26 protein-coding genes are annotated in these 22,643 nt (G+C 45.1%); all 26 read right to left on the reverse strand.

What is annotated here, in order from left to right; genetic code table 11:
- Positions 1-4: 4 nt before the first annotated feature.
- The 26 genes from nuoK to M3610_RS12790 all read right to left on the reverse strand — a co-directional run bounded on the left by nuoK (position 5) and on the right by M3610_RS12790 (position 22,476).
- Positions 5-319, reverse strand: coding sequence for an NADH-quinone oxidoreductase subunit NuoK (nuoK, locus tag M3610_RS12665; RefSeq protein ID WP_026568243.1), 315 nt, complete (start codon positions 317-319; stop codon positions 5-7).
- On the reverse strand, positions 316-834 hold the full coding sequence (locus tag M3610_RS12670; RefSeq protein ID WP_098571512.1) for an NADH-quinone oxidoreductase subunit J: 519 nt from the start codon (positions 832-834) through the stop codon (positions 316-318). The genes nuoK and M3610_RS12670 overlap by 4 nt, the downstream gene beginning before the upstream one ends.
- On the reverse strand, positions 831-1,250 hold the full coding sequence (gene nuoI, locus M3610_RS12675; protein ID WP_251459517.1) for an NADH-quinone oxidoreductase subunit NuoI: 420 nt from the start codon (positions 1,248-1,250) through the stop codon (positions 831-833). Before nuoI ends, M3610_RS12670 begins: the two co-directional genes overlap by 4 nt.
- A gap of 115 nt (positions 1,251-1,365) precedes the next feature.
- Complete coding sequence (nuoH, locus tag M3610_RS12680; protein WP_251459519.1) at positions 1,366-2,370, reverse strand: NADH-quinone oxidoreductase subunit NuoH; 1,005 nt, start codon at positions 2,368-2,370, stop codon at positions 1,366-1,368.
- Complete coding sequence (locus M3610_RS12685; protein WP_098571515.1) at positions 2,370-3,470, reverse strand: NADH-quinone oxidoreductase subunit D; 1,101 nt, start codon at positions 3,468-3,470, stop codon at positions 2,370-2,372. Before M3610_RS12685 ends, nuoH begins: the two co-directional genes overlap by 1 nt.
- A gap of 3 nt (positions 3,471-3,473) precedes the next feature.
- A complete protein-coding gene (locus M3610_RS12690) occupies positions 3,474-4,796 on the reverse strand; it encodes an NADH-quinone oxidoreductase subunit C (RefSeq protein WP_251459521.1) in 1,323 nt (440 codons plus the stop codon).
- Positions 4,797-4,799: 3 nt separating this feature from the next.
- On the reverse strand, positions 4,800-5,312 hold the full coding sequence (locus tag M3610_RS12695) for a NuoB/complex I 20 kDa subunit family protein (RefSeq protein WP_088090195.1): 513 nt from the start codon (positions 5,310-5,312) through the stop codon (positions 4,800-4,802).
- Positions 5,303-5,677, reverse strand: coding sequence for an NADH-quinone oxidoreductase subunit A (locus tag M3610_RS12700; protein ID WP_098571517.1), 375 nt, complete (start codon positions 5,675-5,677; stop codon positions 5,303-5,305). The genes M3610_RS12695 and M3610_RS12700 overlap by 10 nt, the downstream gene beginning before the upstream one ends.
- Positions 5,678-6,288: 611 nt before the next feature.
- Positions 6,289-6,693, reverse strand: a complete 405-nt coding sequence (locus tag M3610_RS12705; RefSeq protein WP_251459522.1) for a F0F1 ATP synthase subunit epsilon — start codon at positions 6,691-6,693, stop codon at positions 6,289-6,291.
- A 21-nt stretch (positions 6,694-6,714) separates the two neighbouring features.
- Positions 6,715-8,136, reverse strand: a complete 1,422-nt coding sequence (gene atpD / locus M3610_RS12710) for a F0F1 ATP synthase subunit beta (protein WP_098571519.1) — start codon at positions 8,134-8,136, stop codon at positions 6,715-6,717.
- A gap of 196 nt (positions 8,137-8,332) precedes the next feature.
- Positions 8,333-9,190 (reverse strand): ATP synthase F1 subunit gamma, encoded by an 858-nt coding sequence (gene atpG, locus M3610_RS12715; RefSeq protein WP_098571520.1) that lies wholly within the window; start codon positions 9,188-9,190, stop codon positions 8,333-8,335.
- A 101-nt stretch (positions 9,191-9,291) separates the two neighbouring features.
- Positions 9,292-10,803 (reverse strand): F0F1 ATP synthase subunit alpha, encoded by a 1,512-nt coding sequence (gene atpA, locus M3610_RS12720; RefSeq protein ID WP_251459528.1) that lies wholly within the window; start codon positions 10,801-10,803, stop codon positions 9,292-9,294.
- A 25-nt stretch (positions 10,804-10,828) separates the two neighbouring features.
- On the reverse strand, positions 10,829-11,365 hold the full coding sequence (locus tag M3610_RS12725) for a F0F1 ATP synthase subunit delta (protein ID WP_098571522.1): 537 nt from the start codon (positions 11,363-11,365) through the stop codon (positions 10,829-10,831).
- Positions 11,362-11,892, reverse strand: coding sequence for a F0F1 ATP synthase subunit B (locus M3610_RS12730; RefSeq protein ID WP_098571523.1), 531 nt, complete (start codon positions 11,890-11,892; stop codon positions 11,362-11,364). Before M3610_RS12730 ends, M3610_RS12725 begins: the two co-directional genes overlap by 4 nt.
- A 99-nt stretch (positions 11,893-11,991) precedes the next feature.
- Positions 11,992-12,216 (reverse strand): F0F1 ATP synthase subunit C, encoded by a 225-nt coding sequence (gene atpE / locus M3610_RS12735; protein WP_026568218.1) that lies wholly within the window; start codon positions 12,214-12,216, stop codon positions 11,992-11,994.
- Between the two features lie 74 nt (positions 12,217-12,290).
- The gene (gene atpB / locus M3610_RS12740) at positions 12,291-13,004 is read right to left on the reverse strand and encodes a F0F1 ATP synthase subunit A (RefSeq protein WP_098571524.1); all 714 of its coding nucleotides are present in this window, start codon (positions 13,002-13,004) and stop codon (positions 12,291-12,293) included.
- 22 nt (positions 13,005-13,026) lie between these two features.
- Positions 13,027-13,401, reverse strand: coding sequence for an ATP synthase subunit I (locus M3610_RS12745; protein ID WP_098571525.1), 375 nt, complete (start codon positions 13,399-13,401; stop codon positions 13,027-13,029).
- Positions 13,402-13,403: 2 nt separating this feature from the next.
- A complete protein-coding gene (locus tag M3610_RS12750) occupies positions 13,404-13,628 on the reverse strand; it encodes an AtpZ/AtpI family protein (RefSeq protein WP_251459529.1) in 225 nt (74 codons plus the stop codon).
- A gap of 360 nt (positions 13,629-13,988) precedes the next feature.
- Positions 13,989-16,205 (reverse strand): S8 family serine peptidase, encoded by a 2,217-nt coding sequence (locus tag M3610_RS12755; protein ID WP_251459531.1) that lies wholly within the window; start codon positions 16,203-16,205, stop codon positions 13,989-13,991.
- A 293-nt stretch (positions 16,206-16,498) separates the two neighbouring features.
- Complete coding sequence (upp, locus tag M3610_RS12760) at positions 16,499-17,128, reverse strand: uracil phosphoribosyltransferase (RefSeq protein ID WP_098571528.1); 630 nt, start codon at positions 17,126-17,128, stop codon at positions 16,499-16,501.
- Positions 17,129-17,390: 262 nt separating this feature from the next.
- Positions 17,391-18,632, reverse strand: a complete 1,242-nt coding sequence (gene glyA, locus M3610_RS12765) for a serine hydroxymethyltransferase (protein WP_251459533.1) — start codon at positions 18,630-18,632, stop codon at positions 17,391-17,393.
- Positions 18,633-18,915: 283 nt separating this feature from the next.
- Positions 18,916-19,482 (reverse strand): TIGR01440 family protein, encoded by a 567-nt coding sequence (locus M3610_RS12770; protein ID WP_251459535.1) that lies wholly within the window; start codon positions 19,480-19,482, stop codon positions 18,916-18,918.
- A gap of 49 nt (positions 19,483-19,531) precedes the next feature.
- Positions 19,532-19,978, reverse strand: a complete 447-nt coding sequence (rpiB, locus tag M3610_RS12775; protein WP_098571531.1) for a ribose 5-phosphate isomerase B — start codon at positions 19,976-19,978, stop codon at positions 19,532-19,534.
- 172 nt (positions 19,979-20,150) lie between these two features.
- Positions 20,151-20,588 carry a low molecular weight protein arginine phosphatase gene (locus M3610_RS12780; RefSeq protein ID WP_251459537.1) on the reverse strand — a complete coding sequence of 146 codons (438 nt, stop codon included), beginning with the start codon at positions 20,586-20,588 and terminating at the stop codon, positions 20,151-20,153.
- Positions 20,589-20,657: 69 nt separating this feature from the next.
- On the reverse strand, positions 20,658-21,215 hold the full coding sequence (locus M3610_RS12785) for a manganese efflux pump MntP (RefSeq protein WP_098571533.1): 558 nt from the start codon (positions 21,213-21,215) through the stop codon (positions 20,658-20,660).
- A gap of 217 nt (positions 21,216-21,432) precedes the next feature.
- Positions 21,433-22,476, reverse strand: coding sequence for an L-threonylcarbamoyladenylate synthase (locus M3610_RS12790; protein ID WP_098571534.1), 1,044 nt, complete (start codon positions 22,474-22,476; stop codon positions 21,433-21,435).
- Between the last annotated feature and the right edge of the window lie 167 nt (positions 22,477-22,643).

A 22,643-nucleotide genomic window follows, 5' to 3' on the forward strand; every position in this document is an offset into this window, starting at 1 on the left:
GTGTCTAGTTTTTCATTGTGTCCATTTCATCGATGTTAACAGTTTTTCTAGCGCGGTAGAGCGAGATTAAGATCGCTAGACCAACGGCTGCTTCGGCCGCTGCCACGCTGATGGCGAACAGAGCGAAGATTTGGCCCGTGATCGACGGCGCCATTCCATATTTGCTGAAGGTAACGAGATTAATATTCACGGCATTCAGCATTAATTCAATCGAGATCAGGACGATTACGGTATTTCTTTTTGTCAGTGCACCGTATAAACCGATGCAAAACAAAATGAGTGCTAGTGCCAGGAAGGCTGAAGCGGGAACGGAACTCATTTATCATCCGCCTCCTTCTTCTCGTTTTTCGCTAAGATAATCGAACCAACTAGGGCGACTAATAGTAAAACAGACGTTAACTCAAATGGAATGATGTATTTTGAGTAAAGTGCTTTACCAATTTGCATCGTGTTATTTTCATGCAATGTGGTCGGAACCTGTTCGATATTGAAATCGTAAATCCCAAGATAAACGGCAAACGCAAAGCCGACAATCCCTAAGAAAACAAGGATTTTTCTCCATTTCCCTGTTTTCGGTTCATGTTCATCATTATGCTTCGTTAACATGATTCCAAATAGCATAATAATTGTAATGGCACCGGAATAGATTAAGATTTGCACTGCGGCCACAAATTCAGCGGACAGGACTACGTAAATACCAGCGATTGCTACAAAGGTGAAGATCAGTGAAACGACCATATGCACAACCTTGGTAAGGTTTAAAAGCAGCACACCGCCGATAATGGCAACAAGTGCGAGCCCCATAAATGCGAGGAATTCCCCCGAAATGGTCATGGTTTATTCACCTGCCGTATGTTTTCATCGTTTTCATCTAACCATTCTAGGTTTTTAAATAACATGTCACGGCTGTATTCAGCGAGCTCGAAGTTATTGGTCATGATGATTGCTTCTGTCGGGCATACCTCCGTACAAAGGTCACAAAGGATGCAAATTTCAAAGTTGATATCATAGGTATCAATGATTTTCCCTTTTTTCGCAGGGTCCGGATGCTTTTTACCCGTTAAATTAATACAATCCGTCGGGCAGATATTCATGCACTGATTACACACAATACACTTCTCCGGATAAAACTTTTGAATCCCGCGGAACCGGTCTGGCAGTGGAATCGGCTTATTTGGATAATCATAAGTAACCTTTTCGCGCGTCAAGTTCTTAAGGGTATATTTCAAGCCTTTTGCTAATCCAAGCACGTTTTTCACCCCTTTTACATTTTAAAGATTGTTATTGGTGTCAGGCACCATTTATGGTGTTGCCATCATTTCTACTGTCTACACCTTGCTTGGTGTCAGGCACCAGTAAAGCCCATTAAAAGAATAGTGACTTAATTAATGCAGTTAAGAATATATTCGCTAGTGCGATTGGCAGGAGGACTTTCCAGCCGAATTCCATGAGTTTGTCGGCGCGGAAACGCGGTAAGGTGGCCCGCAGCCAAATATAAACAAAGACAACGACGCTGAATTTAACCGCGAACCAGACTGCACCTGGGATAAAGTCCAAGAAACTGAATGGCGCCAGCCAGCCGCCAAGGAAGACGACGGTAATCAAGGCAGACATTGCGAATAAATACACATATTCTGCGAGCATAAAGAAGGCCCAGCGGAATCCAGTATACTCGACGTGGTATCCAGCAACAAGCTCGTTTTCCGATTCCGGCAAGTCAAATGGTGTCCGGTTTAACTCGGCAATCGAGGCGATGAAAAAGATAATAAAGCCGATTGGCTGTAAGAGTATAAACCAGCCATGCTTTTGTGCTTCGACCATATCATTTAGATTTAAGCTTCCTGTTAAAAGGATGACACCTAGTACCGACATAACTAACGGGATTTCGTAGGAAATCATCTGAGCTGATGCACGCATGCCTCCTAAGAGAGCGTACTTGTTATTCGAGGCCCAGCCGCCAAGCAGCATGCCGAAGGTGGTTAATCCGCTCACTGCGATATAGTAAAGTAATCCAACACCGATATCAGCGAACTGAAAGGCATCCGTGAACGGCATCGTGGCCAGCACCATAAACGAAGGTGCGAAGGCAATGACCGGCGCAATGATAAATAATGGTTTATCAGCTGCTTTCGGAATGATGTCCTCTTTTAGTAACAGCTTAAGAACGTCAGCAACGGTTTGCAAGAGTCCCCATTTACCGCCGACCTGGTTTGGACCATGACGCAGCTGCATGTAACCCAAGACTTTCCGCTCTGCTAAAATTCCGTAGGTAACGAATCCTAATACAATTAAAAGCAAGACAGCGCCGAGTAAAAAGAAAATTCCAAAGTTAGCCCAACCCGGACTTGACTGGAGCAATTCTTCTATCATTAGCCGTCAACCTCCCCAAGGACAATATCCACTGCCCCTAAAATAGCGATCATGTTTGCAATATTTTCACCCTTTAATAGTTTCGGGAGAATTTGCAGGTTATAGAAGGACGGTCTTCTAAACTTTAAGCGGTACGGCTCTTTTTTACCGTCGCTATAAATATAGCAGCCAATCTCTCCGCGCGGTGATTCAATTCGGACAAATGCCTCTCCCTTAGGTGCCTTTATGATTTTCGGCACTTTCGCTAAAATTGGTCCTTCGGCTGGGAATTGTTCCACGGCCTGTTCAAGGATATTCAAGGATTGTTCAATCTCAGCCAGGCGCAAATGGTAGCGGGCCAAGCAATCGCCTTCTTCTGAAGTTGGCACATCAAATTCAAAACGATTATAGACAGAATAGGGTTCATCTTTACGGAGATCCCATTTCACGCCGGTACTGCGAAGATTCGGTCCGCTCAAGGAATACTGGAGCGCCTCTTCCTTCGTGTACTTCCCAATTCCCTTTACCCGGTCAAGGAAGATTTCATTGCCGGACACCAGTTCGTGATAGCCTTTCAGCTGTCCGCGCAGGTAAGGAACAAAGCTGCCTACTTTTTCAATCCAGCCTTCAGGTGCATCCCACTTCACACCGCCAACGCGCATATAGTTGAAGGTCAAACGTGCCCCTGATAATTCATTCAGCATATTGATAATCATTTCACGGTCACGGAAGGCATAAATGAACGGGCTGGTTGCACCAAGGTCGAGGATATAAGTTCCCCAGGCAACAAGGTGGCTGGCAATCCGGTTCAATTCCATCGCAATCACGCGCAAGAAATCAGCTCGCTCAGGCACTTCAATCCCCATCATCGTTTCGACGGCATGACAGATGACATAGTTATTGGTCATGGAGGACAAATAGTCCATCCGGTCTGTATATGGAATAATCTGCGTATATTGCAGATCTTCAGCTAATTTTTCTGTCCCACGGTGTAAGTAACCGATGACAGGCGTTGCTTCGGTAATAATTTCCCCATCAATTTTAACGACGAGACGGAACACTCCGTGCGTACTTGGATGCTGAGGACCGACGTTTAATATCATTTCTTCTGTTCTGATCATTGGTTACACCTCCACGTCGTACGGCTCGTAATCTTTGCGCAGTGGATGGCCAACCCAATCTTCGCCAAGCAGGATACGACGTAAGTCCGGATGTCCTGGAAACTTAATTCCAAGTAAATCATAGGCTTCGCACTCAGGCCATTCTGCCCCGGCCCAAAGCGGCTGCAAGGACTCGATTGTTGGTTCGCTGCGGTCAATCTTCACTTTAAAAGCAACCGATTGACGATTTTTGTATGAGTATAAGTGAACATATACTTCCATATGTGTCACAAAGTCTGTCCCATGAAGTTCTGATAAATAATCAAACCCTAACTGCTCATTGTACTTTAAAAATTGAGCTACTTTGAAATAGGTATCAGGCTTCACCACAAGGGTGGGAACATCCTTAGAAAGTTTATTAATATAAGAATCTTCTAAAACATTTGCACCTAGGTGCTCAGTTATGACCCTCACATACTTGTCTAGGTATGGCTGGTTTGGTGATGGCTGCTCTGCAGCTGCTGGTGCTGCCGTGTCATCCGTTTTTCCTGCACCTGCGGCTTTTGCCTTGGCTGCTGCCGCTGCTTTCGCCTTCGCTTTTGCGGCCGCGATCGCTTTTGCTTTCTCGTCATCGCCACCCGCTGCGTCTGCACCTGCACCGCTTGCTTTGGCTTTTGCAGCCGCCGCTGCCTTTGCTTTGGCTGCTGCCGCTGCTTTCGCCTTGGCCGCTGCTGCCGCTTTCGCCTTGGCATCGTCACCAGCTGGAGCATCGGTTTCTTCGGCTGGGGCTCCACCGGCAAGTTCCATCGCTTTTTTCTTTGCTGCCGCCGCGGCCTTCGCTTTCGCTACGGCTGCTGCTTTTTTCTTCGCAAGATCGTCGCCATCTTCTGCTGCTGGTTCCGCTGGAGCCGTTTCTTCGGCTGGAGCTTCTCCACCGGCAAGCTCCAGCGCTTTACGCTTCGCTGCGGCCGCAGCCTTCGCTTTTGCCACCGCTGCCGCCTTTTTCTTCGCGAGATCATCGCTATCGTCCGCTGCTGGTTCTGATGGTTCTGCTGGCGTGGTATCTTCCGCTAGAGCTGAAGTGCCGCCTTGCTCCATCGCCTTCCGTTTCGCTGCAGCCGCCGCCTTCGCCTTCGCAACAGCCTCTGCCTTTTTCTTCGCAAGATCATCTGCGTCATTTGCTGGAGCTGGAGCTTCAGCTTTAACTGGTTCGGCCGGCTTTTCTTCTTGCTTTGGAGCTGGTGCCGCTTCCCCAGCAGCCTTCGCTGCTCGTTTCGCTGCCGCCGCTGCCTTTGCCTTCGCAACCGCTTCCTTCTTTAACTGTTCAAGATCTTTTTCCCCACTCATTGGTTAGATCACCTTCTTCCCAGTCTTCGCTTCATAGCGAATCTTTTCCTTTAATTTATTGATTCCATAAATTAAAGCGGCTGGGTTTGGAGGGCATCCAGGTATGTATACATCGACAGGAACGATTTGATCGACTCCCTTAACGACTGAATAAGATTTTACATACGGCCCACCTGCTGTTGCACAAGAACCCATCGCAATGACCCATTTCGGCTCGGGCATTTGGTCATATAATCGCCGTAAAATTGGCGCCATCTTCTTTGTCACGGTGCCCGACACAATCATACAATCCGACTGACGCGGCGACGTCCGGAAAAATGAACCTGAACGGTCCAAATCATAGTTTGCTCCACCCACACCCATCATTTCAATCGCACAACAAGCCAGACCAAATGTCACTGGGTAGATCGAACTGCTCCGGGCCCAAGCTTTAATTTGCTCTAGCGTAGTCATAAATACATTTCGCTGTAACTCTGCCATTTCTTGTTGTGAAATGCCATCTAGTTTTAATTCCATCGTAGCACCTTCTTTTTCCAGGCATACACAAGGCCAATTAATAACATAATAACAAAAATTAACATCTCGATTAGCGCAAAAATCCCTAATCTATCATAGGCCACCGCCCAAGGATATAAAAACACAGTTTCTACATCAAAAATAACAAACATTAGGGCAAAAATATAATAGCGGACATTGAACTGTACACGGGAATCGTGAAATGGATCAATACCGCTCTCATATGTGGTATACTTCGCCTCACTCGGTTTATGAGGACGCAGAAGCTTACCTAAATATAACGCCACCACAGGCAGCAGCACCCCAAGACACAGAAATGCAAAAACAATCAGATAATTATTCTGATATACATTTAGAAGTTCCATGTCTATCCCCTCCAATGTTGTAAATTTTCATACTAGTAAATATTGTAACCGAATTCATTATAGCATTGTTACAAACCCATGTCGACAAGCCGCCTTCATAAAAATTGGGATTCTATCCGCCGCGAAATTCCCGGTTGAAAGGCTCTTGAGTGGCCGCTGCCAAAAGAGACCTTCAAGCGGGAATTTTGCAAGTGCAGTTTGAGCAGAAGATGACGTGCCAACTAGATGTCCCCAGTCAAACACCTAATAAATTCGACAACAACATCTATTTAACAACAAAATGTGAACAATGTCAGTGAGATTTGTCATAAAGCGTATATCTCATCTCTCTTTTTCAAAATTCCCTTTTATTCTTCTAAAAAAGCAATTTTTCTAAAACAAGTAACATGTCCCTTTACCATCATATTCACAAGCTTCCATTTCATGCAAATATTCCAATATCGAGCATCAGTCCGGCTGAAAAAGACGGTCAATGGACTATTCAAATTTCCGGGAAATACCTTTTAAAATCCCTATTTTTAGAAAGACTCCCCAGAATACATCACAACCAAAAAAACCCCTCCAGCAACAATTTCGAAAAAATTGCCGCCAAAGGGGTTTTAACTATACTATTATCTTCTTTCCGATACGGCGAGGCGATTGATGGCACGCTGTAAAGCAAGCTCCGCACGTCTGAAATCGGTATGCTCAGCTTGATGATCTCTCATACGCTGTTCTGCACGTTCCTTCGCTTTTACGGCACGTTCCACATCAATTTCAGAAGCAAGTTCCGCTGATTGAGCCAAAATCGTCACTTGATCAGGACGGACCTCTAAAAATCCACCACTGATCGCAACATAATCCGTTTTACCGTCTTTTTTAAGACGAACAGACGTAATCTCCAGCGGGGCAACCAACGGCATGTGACCAGGGGAAATCCCTAAATCACCACTTGTTGCCTTGGTACTTACCATTTCTACATCTGATTCATACACCGGGCCATCGGGAGTAACAATACTGACTTTAATCGTCTTCATTTTTTACCCTCCAGGCTCAGTTTAGACCTCAACGCCCATGCGTTTTGCATTCTCAAGCACATCTTCAATACGTCCAACCAAACGGAACGCGTCTTCTGGAAGGTGGTCATACTTACCTTCAAGAATCTCTTTGAAACCACGTACCGTTTCTTTTACAGGTACATAAGAACCTGGTTGGCCAGTAAACTGCTCAGCAACGTGGAAGTTTTGAGATAAGAATACTTGGATACGACGCGCACGTTGTACCGTTAACTTATCATCATCACTAAGTTCATCCATACCAAGGATCGCGATGATATCTTGTAATTCTTTATAACGTTGTAATGTTGATTGAACTTGGCGGGCTACATTGTAGTGCTCTTCGCCAACAATATCAGGTGACAAAGCACGAGATGTTGAAGCCAAAGGATCCACCGCTGGGTATATACCCATCTCAGAAAGCTTACGCTCAAGGTTTGTTGTTGCATCTAAGTGAGCGAATGTTGTAGCCGGAGCCGGATCCGTATAGTCATCGGCTGGTACATAAATCGCTTGGATCGATGTAACTGATCCTAAGTTTGTAGATGTGATACGTTCTTGTAATTTACCCATCTCAGTTGCAAGAGTTGGCTGGTAACCTACCGCTGATGGCATACGGCCAAGTAGCGCGGAAACCTCAGAACCTGCTTGCGTGAAACGGAAGATGTTATCCATGAAGAACAACACGTCTTGTCCTTGCTCATCACGGAAATACTCAGACATGGTCAAACCAGTTAAAGCAACACGCATACGTGCGCCAGGCGGCTCGTTCATTTGTCCGAATACCATCGCAGTTTTCTTGATAACGCCAGAATCCGTCATTTCGTGGTAAAGGTCATTACCTTCACGTGTACGCTCACCAACACCAGCAAATACGGAAATACCACCGTGCTCTTGTGCGATGTTGTTGATTAATTCCTGGATTAATACCGTTTTACCTACACCGGCACCACCGAATAGACCGATCTTACCACCCTTAATATAAGGAGCAAGTAAGTCTACTACTTTAATACCAGTTTCAAGAATTTCTACCTGAGTAGAAAGGTTTTCAAATGTTGGTGCTTCGCGGTGAATGGAATCACGGCGCTCGTTTGCTGGAATTGCAGGATCAAGGTCAATTGTTTCTCCTAATACGTTAAATACACGACCAAGAGTCACATCACCAACTGGTACCGAAATTGGTGCACCAGTATCTTCAACTTCTATTCCACGAGTTAAACCGTCAGTTGTTGACATCGCAATTGTACGAACTGTATCATCACCTAAATGAAGAGCTACTTCAAGGGTAATGTTGATATCAACTTCGGAAGCATTACTCGCTTTACTTGAAATTCTCAACGCATTATAAATCGCAGGCAGATGACCGCTTTCGAACTTAACGTCAACTACCGGACCCATAATCTGAAGAACGCGTCCTTTGCTCATCGTTTTCCCTCCTAACTTACTCTTACGCGAAAACCACCCCTAAGCATTTTTGAAAAATGACCTCAGTGTGGCCCGCGCGCATTGTTCTAAACTGAACAAAATGAGTCGGGAACGGTATGATCGTTCCCTGCTCGAATCTAAATGGTTATACTGGTGTCAGGCACCAGATTAGAATCATTCTAAATAGTCAAATTTCCTACTCTAGCGCTGCCGCACCGCCGACGATTTCTGTGATTTCTTGAGTGATCGACGCTTGACGGGCACGGTTGAAGACTAGTGTGTAGTGATTGATTAGTTCTTTTGCGTTATCTGTTGCATTTCTCATTGCTGTCATCCGAGCGGCGTGCTCACTCGCTTTGCTGTCTAGGAGAGCGCCAAAAATTAAGCTCTCAGCATATTGAGGCAGGAGAACTTCTAATATTTCTTCTGCAGATGGCTCGAATGTATAGGAAATCGTCTTTTGAGTAGTCGTTAAATCCGTAAGTGGAAGAAGCTTCTTCTCAAGGACTTCCTGTGAAATTGCACTTAGATAATGACTGTAATAAATATATAGTTCATCGAATGTGCCATCGGCAAACATTCCAACGGTTGCACGGGTAATGTCTTGAATGTCAGCAAAGTTTGGCTGGGCCGGGATCCCGATTGTCTCAAGGACCACATTCATGCCGCGCTTGACAAAAAAGTCTCGAGCTACACGTCCGATTGCAATAATCGCGAATTCATCATTCGATTTATGACGTTCTTTAATTGTTTGACTCACACGACGGAGCACGTTGCTGTTAAATGCACCAGCAAGTCCTGAGTCAGAAGTCATTACAACATAACCGGTTTTCTTAACAGGTCGACTTGTCAGCATGGGATGATTTACTCCGCCTGAGCCAAGCGCGATTGACGCCGTTACCTCTTGGATTTTTTCCATATAAGGAACAAATTGCTTTGCATTCACGACGGCACGATTCCACTTCGCAGCAGAGGTCATTTCCATTGCTTTCGTAATTTGACTCGTCTTTTTCGTTGAATTAATACGAGTTTTTATCTCACGTAATGAAGCCATAGGTTCTCACCACCCTTTTTCAAAGAATGTCTGGAAAGCGCGCGGCATCATGTGAAATCTTCACACAGTGCCGCTCACCTCACCGTACTAAATGTCAGACCCTATTGTTCGGAAACTGCAAACGTCTTTTTGAAGGCGTTGATTGCAGAAGCCATATCGTCATCAGAAGGAAGATCCTTCGTTTTTGTAATATGGTCTAACAACTCTTTGCGGTTGTGGTCTAACCAATTAAGGAATTCTGATTCAAAGCGACGTACATCCTCTAATGGAATATCATCAAGGAAGCCGCGTGTTAATGCGTAAAGGATTGCAACTTGCTTTTCAACTGAAAGCGGCTTGTGCAGGTCTTGTTTAAGAACTTCAACCGTACGCGCCCCACGATTCAATTTCGCTTGCGTTGCTTTATCTAAGTCTGATCCAAACTGAGCAAATGCTTCTAATTCACGGTATGATGCAAGGTCAAGTCTTAGTGTACCAGATACCTTTTTCATCGCCTTGATTTGTGCAGATCCACCTACACGTGATACGGATAGACCAGCGTTGATCGCCGGACGTACACCGGAGAAGAATAAGTCAGATTGTAAGAAAATTTGTCCATCAGTGATTGAAATAACGTTTGTTGGGATATACGCTGAAACGTCACCCGCTTGTGTTTCAATGAACGGAAGCGCAGTGATTGAACCAGCACCAAGTGTATCGTTAATTTTCGCTGCACGCTCAAGTAAACGGCTGTGCAAGTAGAATACATCCCCTGGATATGCTTCACGACCTGGAGGACGACGAAGCAGCAAGGAAAGCTCACGGTATGCAGCTGCTTGTTTAGAAAGATCATCATATACGATCAATACGTGTTTGCCAGCATACATAAACTCTTCTGCCATTGAAACTCCTGTATATGGAGCTAAGTAAAGCAATGGAGCAGGTTGTGATGCAGATGCAGTAACAACGATTGAGTATTCTAATGCGCCGTATTTACGTAGTGTTTCAACGGCGTTACGAACTGTAGATTCTTTCTGACCGATCGCAACATAGATACAGATCATGTTTTGACCTTTTTGGTTCAAGATTGTATCGATAGCAACAGATGTTTTACCTGTTTGACGGTCACCGATTACTAATTCACGTTGACCACGTCCGATTGGCACAAGGGCGTCAATCGCTTTGATACCTGTTTGTAATGGCTCATGAACGGATTTACGAGCCATAACGCCTGGAGCCACCGCTTCCACTGGGCGTGTTTTTGTAGTGTTGATTGGACCCATACCATCAACTGGTTGTCCAAGGGAGTTAACCACGCGTCCAATAAGTTCCTCACCAACCGGAACCTCCATGATGCGTCCTGTACGGCGAACCTCGTCACCTTCTTTGATTTCAGTGAAAGGTCCAAGAATGATAATACCGACGTTATTAGCTTCTAGGTTTTGTGCCATACCCATAACGCCATTTGAAAATTCAACAAGTTCTCCAGCCATGACATTGTCTAGGCCATGAACACGTGCGATACCGTCACCGATTGAGATAACTGTACCAACATCCGTTACTTGAATTTCCGCCTGATAGTTTTCAATTTGCTTTTTTATCAGGGAACTAATTTCTTCAGCTTTGATGCTCATGAGTTTCACCCCTAATCTTTCGAATCTAGCTTAACAATTTACGTTCTAAACGATCAAGTTTACCTCTTAATGACCCGTCATATATACGATTTCCAATGCGGAGGCGGATGCCGCCAAGCAGGTTGGAATCTACGATATTTTCGATTTTTAGTGACTTTTTGCCAATTTTAGCAGCAAATACAGATGAAATCGCCTCGCGTTCTGCATCCGTTAACGCACGTGTGCTGTAAACTTCAGCTTCGGCAATGCCCATTTCTTCATTTGCCAGCTCTAAAAATTCATTCGCCAAATCAATGATTTGGTCTTCACGGTGGCGGTCGATTAAGATCAACAGTGTATTGAGTACATTTACATTAACTGATGCGAAAGCAGTCTTAATAATTTCTTTTTTCTTTTCAAGTGAAAGCTTAGAAGAATTTAAGATGGCTTTTAATTCAGGATTGTATTGTACAACTTCCTTCACTACACGAAGTTCTTCTTCAATAACTCCGAGCGAATTCGTCTCTTTTGCAATATTTAGAAGAGCCAACGCATAGCGCTTAGCTACCATAGAGTTGCTCATCGCTCTTCTCCTGCCTCTTTAATATATTCGCTAATCAGTTGGTCTTGGTCTGCTGCAGTGATTTGTTTTTCAATTACTTTAGAAGCAATCAATACAGACAGGGACGCAACTTGCTCACGAATCGCGGCAACTGCTTTTTCTTTTTGCTGCTCAATTTCAAGCTTCGCTGATTCTTTCATACGATCAGCTTCTGTGCGGGCCGCTGCGATAATCTCTTCACGCTGGATATCGCCTTGCTTCTTCGCACCTTCAATTAGGTTTTGAGCATCATTACGAGCTTCTTTTAAAAGATCGCGCTGCTCTTGTAAAATCTTTTGTGCTTCTAAACGGCTGTTTTCCGCCGCACTAATTTCGTTACCAATATGCTCTTCACGCTGTTTCATGATGCCCATTAATGGACCCCAAGCAAACTTTTTGAGCAAGGCTAACAAAACAATAAAAACGATGAGCTGGAAGAAGATATCTCCAGTATTAATGTGGCCGCCGCCTTCCGCAGCAGTCGCTAATACAAAACTGTTTGTTAACACCCTCGGTTCACTCCTTTCAAGAGTTGCTTAACGATAGAAAAAACGCATAAATGAATGGCGAAGATTTGTTGATCATCGCCAATGTAAATTTGCCTAAAATTATTTATTTAATACCATGAACGCGATAACTACCCCAATAATCGGTAATGCTTCAACTAACGCAACCCCGATAAACATTGTTGTTTGTAGTAAACCACGATGTTCTGGTTGACGAGCGATACCTTCTACTGTACGTCCTACGATAAGACCGTTACCAATACCTGCTCCTACTGCTGCTAAACCGATTGCGATTGCTGCTGCTAAAACACCAATTGATCCTGTCATTACTTTTTTCCTCCTTAAATGTATGAAACATAAATTATTTTTTTATAGTGTTCATAAAAATGAACGGTGTATTATTAATGGTCGTGACTCACTTTATGAGCCAAGTAAACCATTGTTAACATTGTGAAAATATAAGCTTGGATCGTACCAACGAAAATAGAGAACCCTTGCCATACCATTGTCAGCGGAATCGCTGCGATCGTACCGGCAATACCTTGATGCGCTAATCCTGCTGCTAATAGTGATAAAAGCAACTCGCCAGCGTAAATGTTACCATATAGACGCAGACCAAGAGTCAGCGTATTGGCAAATTCCTCAATAATTTTCAAAGGGAATAAGAATTTCATCGGAGCGAAGAACCCTTCTCCATAACCCTTTGCACCTTTTAACTTGACGCCATAATAGTGGGATAGTCCCAATACCATAACGGCCAATGTCAAAGTAATGATTGGGTCGGCTGTTGGTGATTTCCACCAAAGCTTATCATCAACCACGATTGAAAATGGAAGGCCTAACATATTGGATACAAAAATATACATAATTAATGTAATTCCAAGGATGTGGAATCTTCCGCCTTCTTTCCAGTCCATCGTGCTGTTAATGATCCCTTTTACAAAGTCCATCACCCATTCAAAGAAGTTTTGCATCCCTGTGGGTTTCATTGCTAACTTTCGTGTAGAAAGGACAGCTATTAAGAAAACGATTAAACTAGCTATCGTAATCATCAGCATATTTGCGCCATTAAACCAAAGACCCATAAATTCAAACTCTGGAGCCTCATGATGCATGTAAACTCACCTCGCTTCCGCTTCATTTATGTACATGCAAAGCATGGTAAAAATAATCTATCATAATGACAATATAGGATGTCATCAATCCTACCACTAAGGAAATCATATTGAATTGCTCTGGATATCTCAAGGCGATTAACGCGGCAATTCCAGCCATCGCCATTCTCGAGAGCGACCCTAAGGATTTAGGCTTTTTGCCCTCAGTTACTTTTTTATCAAAACTCTCCGTCTTTCTAACCAAGAACCAAAGGTTCAGATAACTGAAGCATGTCCCAAGAATCAGTCCTAAAAATACGGTTTGATAAGATGTGAAGCCCCAGCCTAGAACATAAATGGACAACAAGTAAAAAATCCATTTGCGCTGCCTGTTGTACATAACTCTGAAATCTGGCATAGTTATTTTTCTCCTGAATAGAAATAGCGGATGGATAAAAGCATAGAATAGGTGCCCGCTGCAAGACCGATGAGCAGTCCGATTATTAAGAAAATTGGCTCGGTGCCCCACTGACGATCCAGCCATCTGCCTGAGAAAATACCTATTAGAATGGAACCTACTAATTGGGAGACAATTGCGGACATTAAAGCCATAGCTTGAAATGGATTGCGGTTGTTTTTACGCATATAAACACATCCTCACTCTGGAGAGAGAGTCAAGCGGGCAATGGTAAAATTCACAGCCAAAATACTATCTTCAGATAGATATTTTTACATGAAAACCCTATCATTTACACCCTTTGTTAGCATACAATAGCACCCTGTCAATGTCAATGAATTTACGTGAATTATACCACAAAGTATTCGCTGAATTATTTTCCATTCCAGAACTTTATCCAACATCCCTATTGTATTGTAAATTGTGAAGGATATTTGCCTATTTTGTGTCTATTTTGTGAACGTTTAGAATTATACTAATGGTACAATTTTATGAACTTTTATTATGGTACATAAATATAGAAGGCATTTCCCCTATAATGGGCATGATTATTCATCTGGTGTTTTCTCAATTGTAATCATCCGTTCGAGAAAATCCTCTTTATTTGCTTTTTTCGCAAAAACTTTCACCAGATACGATCCTTCCCGTGGAAGTTTTTCCTTCGGTATGTCCCTATGAATTAGTCCTTTTTTCACATTGGTAATCGTATCTAAAAAGCCGACAAAGCGATAATCCTCTGGGTTAAACAACGCTATTCCAAATTCCTCTGCCCCACCCGGCAAATACACCTCATACCGATACTGCCCAGGTCTGTCGCCATTTGTAAAATCAAAGCCCATCACGCGCGGGTAGTTCGGCTCCTCCAGGACATAGAGATACGGAATTCGAACGGTTGCGGTCCCTGCATGGAGCTTGAGGAAGCCGTCTTGTATTTTTCCCATAAACACGTTCGGGTCAACCGTTAACTCCACAGTGATGTCCTTTGTTTGTTTCGGTTCGAGCGTAAACGATAACGGGAGCCGCCAGTGGAGCCCATCGACGTGCGGCGGGATATCGAACGAATAAGTCTGGGTATGCGAACCCGTATTTTCCACAGTGAGGGAGACTTTCTGGACATCACTCTGCTCGGTAAATTTCCCAAAGTGCATACTGCTAGGCGATACGAGTGTGCTCGTTTTGATTGCTTGATCCACTTGAATTCGGCCGGCTCCCTGTTCAAAGGTGCGGTAATAACTCTGTCTAGGATTCGTTGCCGTGCTTGATTTAGCCAGTGGTATTGCCGTATTCATCAGCGCTGCTTTGATCTGCTCCGGGGACCAATCCGGATGGGCCTGCTTGATTAGCGCACAGGCCCCCGCGACATGCGGTGCAGCCATACTCGTCCCCTGCAAAGACAGGTAGCCGCCCGGAATCGTCGAATTAATGGCGACCCCTGGTGCAACAATATCCGGCTTAATTTCCCATGAGCCTGTCACAGGGCCGCGCGAGCTGAAGTCGGCGAGCTGATCCCGCTCTTCGCTAACCACTACCCTTGCCGCGGTCGTTTGTTTTTTTATTTCTCTTTGTAAAATTACTCCGTCACCCTTCGCGAGTGCTCCAACAGGGATGGTCAGCTGAGAGTCCAGGTTTCCCATGAAGCGGCCCCCGCTGACATTATTGTAGATCAGCACCGCTTTTGCCCCCGCTTTTTGGGCATTTTCTGCTTTTTGTGTGAACGTTAGGACGCCTCGTTCGATGAGGGCAATTTTCCCATCGACATGTTTCAGTTCATCAGGCCGTCCGAGCCCTCCATCCGCTACGTCTACGGAACGGTCAAGATTCCACGTGGCCGAGCCTTCCATCGGCTCAATTTGGAATTGTTCCCGACTTCCTACTATAGATATATATGGAGTCTCGAGGGTAGGCGTTGATGCCCCCACCGAGATTGCTTTCGAGGCCGTTCCTGGTGAGCCGACGCTCCACACATTGGGCCCAGAATTCCCCGAGGCCGCCACCGCCACGATGCCGCGGTCGACCGCACGGTTAAGGGCAAGGCTGATCGGCAGGTCTGGCCCATTAATATCATTTCCGAGGGAAAGATTAACAATATCGACTTTATCCTTGATGGCTTGGTCAATCGCGGCCAGTACCTGCTCTGTTGTCCCTCCCCCGCCCGGTCCAAGCGCCCGGTACGCGACAATTCTTGCCTCCGGGGCGACGCCCTTGATTTTTCCATTGGCCGCAATGATCCCTGCGACATGGGTCCCGTGGATGGTCGCCTTACCGAGGGCAAGCGTCTCCATCGGATCACGGTCATTGTCGACCAAATCGCGGCCGCCGGCATAGTTTCGCTTGAGGTCCGGATGCGTATAGTCGACGCCAGTATCAATCACCCCCACCGTGACTCCTTTTCCGGTAAGTCGTTGATTTTTATGATCGAAAAATTTGCGGACTTCCTCCCCGCCAATAATCTCCACACTTTCCTCGGTCTCAGCCTGATACTGGATGACCGGTGAGACATTGGTGATTTGTTTCTGGCTCGTCGCTGCGAGTTTTGCGAGGGAGGCGGCGCTGCCTTGGACAGAGAAACCATCCAGTGCCTCGTGATATATTCGGCGCAGCTTCACGCCTTTGTAAGGTTGTAGGAGCTGACGGATTTCCTGGTCGGTGTGCGGTTTGTCCAGGATAATAATCGCAGTGGTTTCCTGCGTGCTATCGGTAATGGAAGGATGAATGAGTATTTTAGGAGTTTGAAAAGCTAGCAGTAATGCCAGTAGAAGTTTCATCAGCAGATTTCCCCTTTTTCCATATCGTTTTCATTGAGGGGGGAAAGTATGCAAAAATGGATATTTTTTAAATTCGCTCATTGACGCACTAAATTCGCCCATTACTTCCTAAGATTCGCTCATTACACTCTAGAATTCGCTCAAAAGGTATCAAGCCTTCGCCAATAAAGAGTGAAGTCGTTCATAATCCAACGATGACCTATTATTATAAGCTGCAATTTTATATAGATATCAAATTTTTAGCGAAAAACAAAAAAAGCCGAGTAATTTCTCGACTTTTTTCAGGAAGGATCCTATTTCGTACCAAACAACCGGTCCCCAGCGTCACCTAAACCTGGGACAATGTAGCCGTGGTCATTCAATTTCTCATCTAATGCCGCAATATAGATATCGACATCAGGGTGGGCTTCCTTGACTGCCTCTACGCCTTCTGGTGCTGCAATTAGACACATAAACTTAATATGTTTTGCGCCGCGCTTTTTCAAAGAGCGAATCGCTTCAACCGCTGAACCGCCAGTTGCCAGCATTGGATCAACCACAATGAAATCTCTCTCTTCGACATCGCTTGGCAGCTTAATGTAATATTCAACCGGCATCAAAGTTTCCGGGTCACGGTATAAACCGATATGGCCCACTTTTGCAGCTGGGATTAATTTTAAAATACCATCGACCATACCGATTCCTGCACGTAAAATCGGCACAACGCCCATTTTTTTACCCGATAATACCTTGGATTTCGTCGAACAGACAGGTGTTTCGATATCAATATCTTCAAGCGACATGTCTCTTGTGATTTCAAATGCCATCAGTGTGGCAACTTCATCGACAAGCTCGCGGAATTCCTTTGTTCCTGTGTTTTTATCACGTATGTAAGTTAGCTTATGCTGAATTAATGGATGGTCGAAAACGAATACCTTGGCCACAATAATCGCCCCTTTTATTAAATTAACAAACACTTCGTCTCATTTTACAGAAAAACAATCCAATGAGCAAATCAGAATAACTAGTTAGATTTTTCAAAAAAAATCGGCCTGCTAGGAGGCCGATTCTTAGATGAAACTGTCTAGCTCCAGCGCCTAGGGGCTCGGGGTCATAAGCCAATCCGTCCTGAAGGTTAAAAAGCAACCTTCAAGCCGGCTCGTCTTATGCCTGTCGCCCCTGAACAAGGCGCTTGCGCTTTTCTTATTAATATTCCGGATATAGGGTAAATTTGCCTGTTAAAGCTTCGACACGTCCCGCTGCTTCCTCAAGCTTCGCTTCATCTTCATGATTTTTCAAAGTAAACGCGATAATTGAAGCAATTTCGTCCATTTCTGCTTCAGCAAAGCCACGGCTTGTAACTGCCGCCGTTCCGATACGGATACCGCTTGTTACGAACGGGCTTTGTTGATCAAATGGAATCGTGTTTTTATTCACTGTGATACCAACTTCATCAAGGACTTTTTCAGCAACCTTGCCAGTTAATCCAAGCGTCGTTACGTCCACTAATAAAAGGTGGTTGTCCGTACCGCCGGAAACTAACTGCAAGCCTTCCTTTTGAAGACTCTCAGCCAGGCGCTGAGCGTTGGCAATAATTTGGCCTGCATAATCTTTAAAGCTGTCTTGAAGTGCTTCGCCAAACGCAACGGCTTTAGCTGCGATGACATGCATCAATGGACCGCCTTGGATTCCAGGGAAGATAGATTTATCAATCTTCTTGCCAAATTCCTCTTTGCAAAGGATCATCCCGCCGCGTGGACCGCGCAATGTTTTATGCGTTGTTGTAGTCACGAAATCTGCATATGGAACTGGGTTTTGGTGCAAACCTGCCGCAACAAGGCCGGCGATGTGCGCCATATCAACCATTAAGTATGCGCCGACTTCATCAGCAATCTCGCGGAACTTCGCGAAATCGATCGCACGCGGGTAGGCACTTGCCCCAGCAACAATCATCTTTGGCTTGTGTTCAAGTGCTTTTGCACGAACATCATCATAGTTGATGCGTTGAGTTGTTTCATCTACGCCATACTCAACAAAGTTATACTGAACACCACTGAAGTTAACCGGACTGCCGTGTGTTAAGTGGCCGCCGTGGGATAAGTTCATTCCAAGAACCGTGTCGCCTTGCTCAAGCACCGTGAAGTATACTGCCATATTGGCTTGGGCACCTGAGTGCGGCTGCACGTTCACATATTCCGCACCGAAAATTTCCTTCGCACGGTTGCGGGCCAAGTCTTCAACAATATCGACATATTCACAGCCGCCATAATAACGACGGTTAGGATAGCCTTCTGCATATTTGTTCGTTAACACAGAGCCTTGTGCTTCCATGACTGCTTCGCTAACAAAGTTTTCTGAGGCAATTAATTCAATCTTAGAGCGTTGACGACCTAATTCTTTTTGAATCGCTTGAAAAACCTGTTCATCCGCTTGAGGCAAATGCTTCATGACAAAAAATCCCCCTTGTATGTGAGTGACTACTATTTACAATTTCAAAAATTCTTTTTTATTTTAGCATGAAACACTCATAAATTAAAAGAGAAACATTTTTCGTATTTTAATTATTTTTTTAACCCAAAGCGAGCGTTTCTATGCACTCCAACCTTATTTCACGAATAAAAATATTTTTTCTGACAGTAATGTTCGTGTTTTCGGTATTAAACTAATTATTCTATCATAATTTGCCATCATATATACAAGCCTGAATGATGGTGCCTGACACCCATGTCTTTTATGAACAGCTTGAGTTTTCTTGATTGCGCTCATAGACAGCGCGCGCCCCGCCAATTAGTTTCGGACGCACTTTGGCGAGCGTTACATGGGCTTGTCCAATCTTTTTTTGGGTCACCCGGACAGGAACGGCTACATGTTTTAGGTGCATACCAATCAAGGTATTGCCAATGTCGATTCCGGCATCTGCCTTCACGAACTCCACCACGACTGCATCCTCCAGCTCCCCAAAGGCATAGGTTGCCATTGCCCCGCCTGCTTTTCGGACAGGGACAACCGAAACCTCGTCAAAGTGTTTTGCAGCTGCCACCGTCCGTTCAACAACCAAGGCTCGATTTAAATGCTCACAGCACTGGAACGCCAGATCAATCCCTGTGTCCACTTGAAGTTTTTTCAAGCCGCGAAAAATCATTTCCGCGACTTCGACTGTCCCAGAGGTTCCAATTCGCTCCCCAATCACTTCACTGGTACTGCAGCCGACCACAAGCAGCTGTCCCGGTCTCAAATTGGCCTGTTCTTTGAATTCTGCTAAAACTGCTTCCAGCTCTTTTTCACTTTCTTGAATCATAAGCCTTACCCCCTAACAGATTTCGCATTCGACTCTTGATCTAAGTGAATTAAAGGTGCTTATCCTCGTATTCGCCAATTTTACCGACCCGGCCAGCATGGCGGCCGCCTTCGAATTCACCGGTCAGCCAAACTTGGGCAATATCACGGGCCAAGCCAGGACCAATGACGCGTTCGCCCATCGCTAAGATATTGGAATCATTATGGGCGCGCGTTGCTTTCGCACTAAAGGTATCATGAACCAATGCACAGCGAATTCCTTTTACTTTGTTGGCCGCAATGCTCATGCCAATCCCCGTCCCACAAATCAGGATGCCGCGGTCAAATTCACCCTTCGCCACTTTTTCAGCGACCGGCAGTGCATAATCTGGATAATCGACCGAAGTTTCGCACTCACAGCCAAAATCTTGGTATTCAATGCCAAGCTCTACGAGTAGGCTGGCAATTTCTTTGCGAAGATTAACCCCGCCATGGTCTGATGCTAAAGCTACTTTCATGAAAAATCCCTCCTGTTTTCCTTTTGCTATTATGTATGTCCCAGCGCAGGCCCAACAACAAATGGACACTTCCGCTCTCCTGATTTATTTTGACATACCCTCGCTGAAATAGAAAGTTCCCTGTTCAAAAATAAAAGCCCTCTTCTAAAGAAAGAGAGCATTCCATCAAGTATTACTTTAGTTTTCCAATGGCCTTGTCAATTAATTCATCTAGTTCACGAAAGGTTTGCTCATACATCGCCAGGGAGCCGCCATAAGGATCGACCACATCTGAATTGAAGCCTTCCCCGCTGTATTCCTTTAAGGTAAAGACCTTATGGCTCACCTCTGGGTATTGCTGGAGAATCGCCATCTTGTGTGAAGACGTCATAGTGAGGATGAGGTCGGCCCAATTGACATCGACACCGGTTAACAAGCTGGAACGGTGATTATGCGCGATCCCATTGTCCTCGAGCACCTTTTTCGCATGTGTGGATGCCTCACTACCGTTCGCTGCATAGATTCCTGCGGACCTCACTTCAATCTCGTCCATTTGTTTATTTTTCAAAATCGCTTCTGCCATTGGACTTCTACAGGTATTTCCTGTGCATACAAATAAAATGCGCTGCAATGTGTGTGCCTCCTTTTTGCATGATTCTTATGTAATGATTTTACCATAGGTACGCAAAGGATTTCCTCCTTACAAGAACGGAGCAAGCAGCTTTATCCCAAATGCAAGGAGAATCGCGCCGCCAAGCGCTTCACTATAGGCCCCCACCCAGCCCTGCATCTTCCGGCCGAGCAGTAATCCTAACCACGTTTGCACGGTTGCCATGATGCCAAAACAGATAATCACCATGATTGTCTTCGCACCATAAATACCTAAAGTAAGACCAACAGAAAAACTATCCAGACTTACACTCAAGGCAAAGATCAACAAGCCAAAGCCAACAGGGGAAATGACCTTCTCGTCCCCCTTTTTAAGGGTTGACCAGACCATTTGTATACCGAGCAAAATCAACAGAAAACCGCCGATAAAGGTTGCAAACGTACCAAACTTATCCGATAAAAATTTCCCAGCAAGCAACCCTAAAAGCGGCATCCAAACGTGGAACAAGCCTATTGTTAGGCCGATATTGAATATTTTCTTAAGCCGAAGTTTGTACATTCCCATGCCAAGCCCGACTGAAAATGCATCCATCCCTAGCGCAAACGCCATTAACATCAAAGTTATCAATTCACTAATCATCTCAGACATTCGGACCCCGCCCCCTTGGACTAACTAAACTAAGCATATGCACGTCCAAACAAATTTAGAAGTCAAGCTGGGAAAGCGGAACCTTCGTCACATATGGTGCCTGACACCCTTTCCATCGTCTTCATATGATTAATGGTGCCTGACACCAAAAATGACACCCCAAAAAAGACACCAAAAAACCACCAGTCCCCTATTAAGAGAGAACCTGGTGGCTGTGTTATTCTGTAATCAATTTATTTCCCGCAGCTTTTTGAAGGCGGTTCATGATGGCATGTCCGACACCTGCGTTCGGAAAGATTTCACTAAAAATAACGTCGACCTTTTCCTGATTAAATCTTCGTAACGTGTCATAAAGTGCGGCGGCCACTGTTTCCAGCTCTGCCCGCTTCCCGCACGCAAGCACCACATCAGCCTCGAACAACCGGGCATTCTCTTCCGTCGTCAGCACTCCGACCCGCAACCCTTCCTGCCGCTTTTCTTCTACTAAACCTTGAAGAAATTCCGTGGTGCCTGACACCATAAAAAGTGGGGCATTCGGGGCGTAGTGGCGGTATTTCATACCTGGTGCCTTCGGCCGTGCCGCTTCATCGGTTAACGCAGCATCGACATGAACCACACCCACAACGGATTCGAGTTGTTCTTTCGTTACCCCGCCTGGCCGCAAAATCACCGGTATGGACTCCGTACAATCAACCACTGTTGATTCCACGCCAATTCCTGTGGCACCGCCGTCAATCACACCAGCAATTTTTCCATTTAAGTCGTCCAAAACATGATCGGCTGTCGTTGGACTCGGCTTGCCCGAACTGTTCGCACTCGGCGCCGCAATCGGCAATCCACAACTTTTCAACAGCGCCAGCGCAACAGGGTGGTCCGGCATCCTGACCGCAACCGTCGCTAAGCCTGCTGTTGCTATTTCCGAAAGGACGCCCTCTTTCTTTTTAAAAATAATCGTCAACGGGCCCGGCCAAAAACCTTCTATTAATCGCTCCGCTTTCTCCGGTACCTCAGCCACAAACTCACTCAACTGATTTTTTTCAGCAATGTGGATAATCAGTGGATTATCACTCGGTCTGCCTTTCGCGGCAAAAATCTTTTCCACTGCCGCATCACTTTTCGCATTCCCGCCCAGGCCATAGACTGTCTCCGTCGGCAAAGCGACCACTTCGTTATCCCTTAAAAAATTCGCTGCATCCACAACTTGTGGATTATTTTCAAGTTTATCCACATATTTATCCACTTTCCAAACTTTCGTGTTCATAGTTATCCACCTTTATCTCAAGCGAGTCTACTAGCGAAATTTGGCGAATTTAGTCACCTAGACTCATATTTTTCACTTAATACGTTTGAAAGTATAAAAGAAGCTGTGTATAAATACAAGCCTTATCCACAAATTGTGCACAACTTCCGTGAAAAAGTGGATAACTT

Source organism: Neobacillus sp. MER 74, from assembly GCF_023714155.1.

Coding starts and splice junctions, on each gene's coding strand:
- nuoK (WP_026568243.1), bottom strand. CDS start 319: ATGAGTTCCGTTCCCGCTTCAGCCTTCCTGGCACTAGCACTCATTTTG.
- glyA (WP_251459533.1), bottom strand. CDS start 18,632: ATGAAGCATTTGCCTCAAGCGGATGAACAGGTTTTTCAAGCGATTCAA.
- atpG (WP_098571520.1), bottom strand. CDS start 9,190: ATGGCTTCATTACGTGAGATAAAAACTCGTATTAATTCAACGAAAAAG.
- M3610_RS12785 (WP_098571533.1), bottom strand. CDS start 21,215: ATGTCTGAGATGATTAGTGAATTGATAACTTTGATGTTAATGGCGTTT.
- M3610_RS12790 (WP_098571534.1), bottom strand. CDS start 22,476: ATGAACACGAAAGTTTGGAAAGTGGATAAATATGTGGATAAACTTGAA.
- M3610_RS12725 (WP_098571522.1), bottom strand. CDS start 11,365: ATGAGCAACTCTATGGTAGCTAAGCGCTATGCGTTGGCTCTTCTAAAT.
- M3610_RS12700 (WP_098571517.1), bottom strand. CDS start 5,677: ATGGAACTTCTAAATGTATATCAGAATAATTATCTGATTGTTTTTGCA.
- M3610_RS12745 (WP_098571525.1), bottom strand. CDS start 13,401: ATGCCAGATTTCAGAGTTATGTACAACAGGCAGCGCAAATGGATTTTT.
- atpD (WP_098571519.1), bottom strand. CDS start 8,136: ATGAGCAAAGGACGCGTTCTTCAGATTATGGGTCCGGTAGTTGACGTT.
- M3610_RS12755 (WP_251459531.1), bottom strand. CDS start 16,205: ATGAAACTTCTACTGGCATTACTGCTAGCTTTTCAAACTCCTAAAATA.
- M3610_RS12695 (WP_088090195.1), bottom strand. CDS start 5,312: ATGGAATTAAAACTAGATGGCATTTCACAACAAGAAATGGCAGAGTTA.
- M3610_RS12705 (WP_251459522.1), bottom strand. CDS start 6,693: ATGAAGACGATTAAAGTCAGTATTGTTACTCCCGATGGCCCGGTGTAT.
- M3610_RS12670 (WP_098571512.1), bottom strand. CDS start 834: ATGACCATTTCGGGGGAATTCCTCGCATTTATGGGGCTCGCACTTGTT.
- nuoH (WP_251459519.1), bottom strand. CDS start 2,370: ATGATAGAAGAATTGCTCCAGTCAAGTCCGGGTTGGGCTAACTTTGGA.
- M3610_RS12770 (WP_251459535.1), bottom strand. CDS start 19,482: ATGATTCAAGAAAGTGAAAAAGAGCTGGAAGCAGTTTTAGCAGAATTC.
- M3610_RS12685 (WP_098571515.1), bottom strand. CDS start 3,470: ATGATCAGAACAGAAGAAATGATATTAAACGTCGGTCCTCAGCATCCA.
- atpB (WP_098571524.1), bottom strand. CDS start 13,004: ATGCATCATGAGGCTCCAGAGTTTGAATTTATGGGTCTTTGGTTTAAT.
- atpE (WP_026568218.1), bottom strand. CDS start 12,216: ATGACAGGATCAATTGGTGTTTTAGCAGCAGCAATCGCAATCGGTTTA.
- M3610_RS12750 (WP_251459529.1), bottom strand. CDS start 13,628: ATGCGTAAAAACAACCGCAATCCATTTCAAGCTATGGCTTTAATGTCC.
- rpiB (WP_098571531.1), bottom strand. CDS start 19,978: ATGAAAGTAGCTTTAGCATCAGACCATGGCGGGGTTAATCTTCGCAAA.
- atpA (WP_251459528.1), bottom strand. CDS start 10,803: ATGAGCATCAAAGCTGAAGAAATTAGTTCCCTGATAAAAAAGCAAATT.
- M3610_RS12690 (WP_251459521.1), bottom strand. CDS start 4,796: ATGAGTGGGGAAAAAGATCTTGAACAGTTAAAGAAGGAAGCGGTTGCG.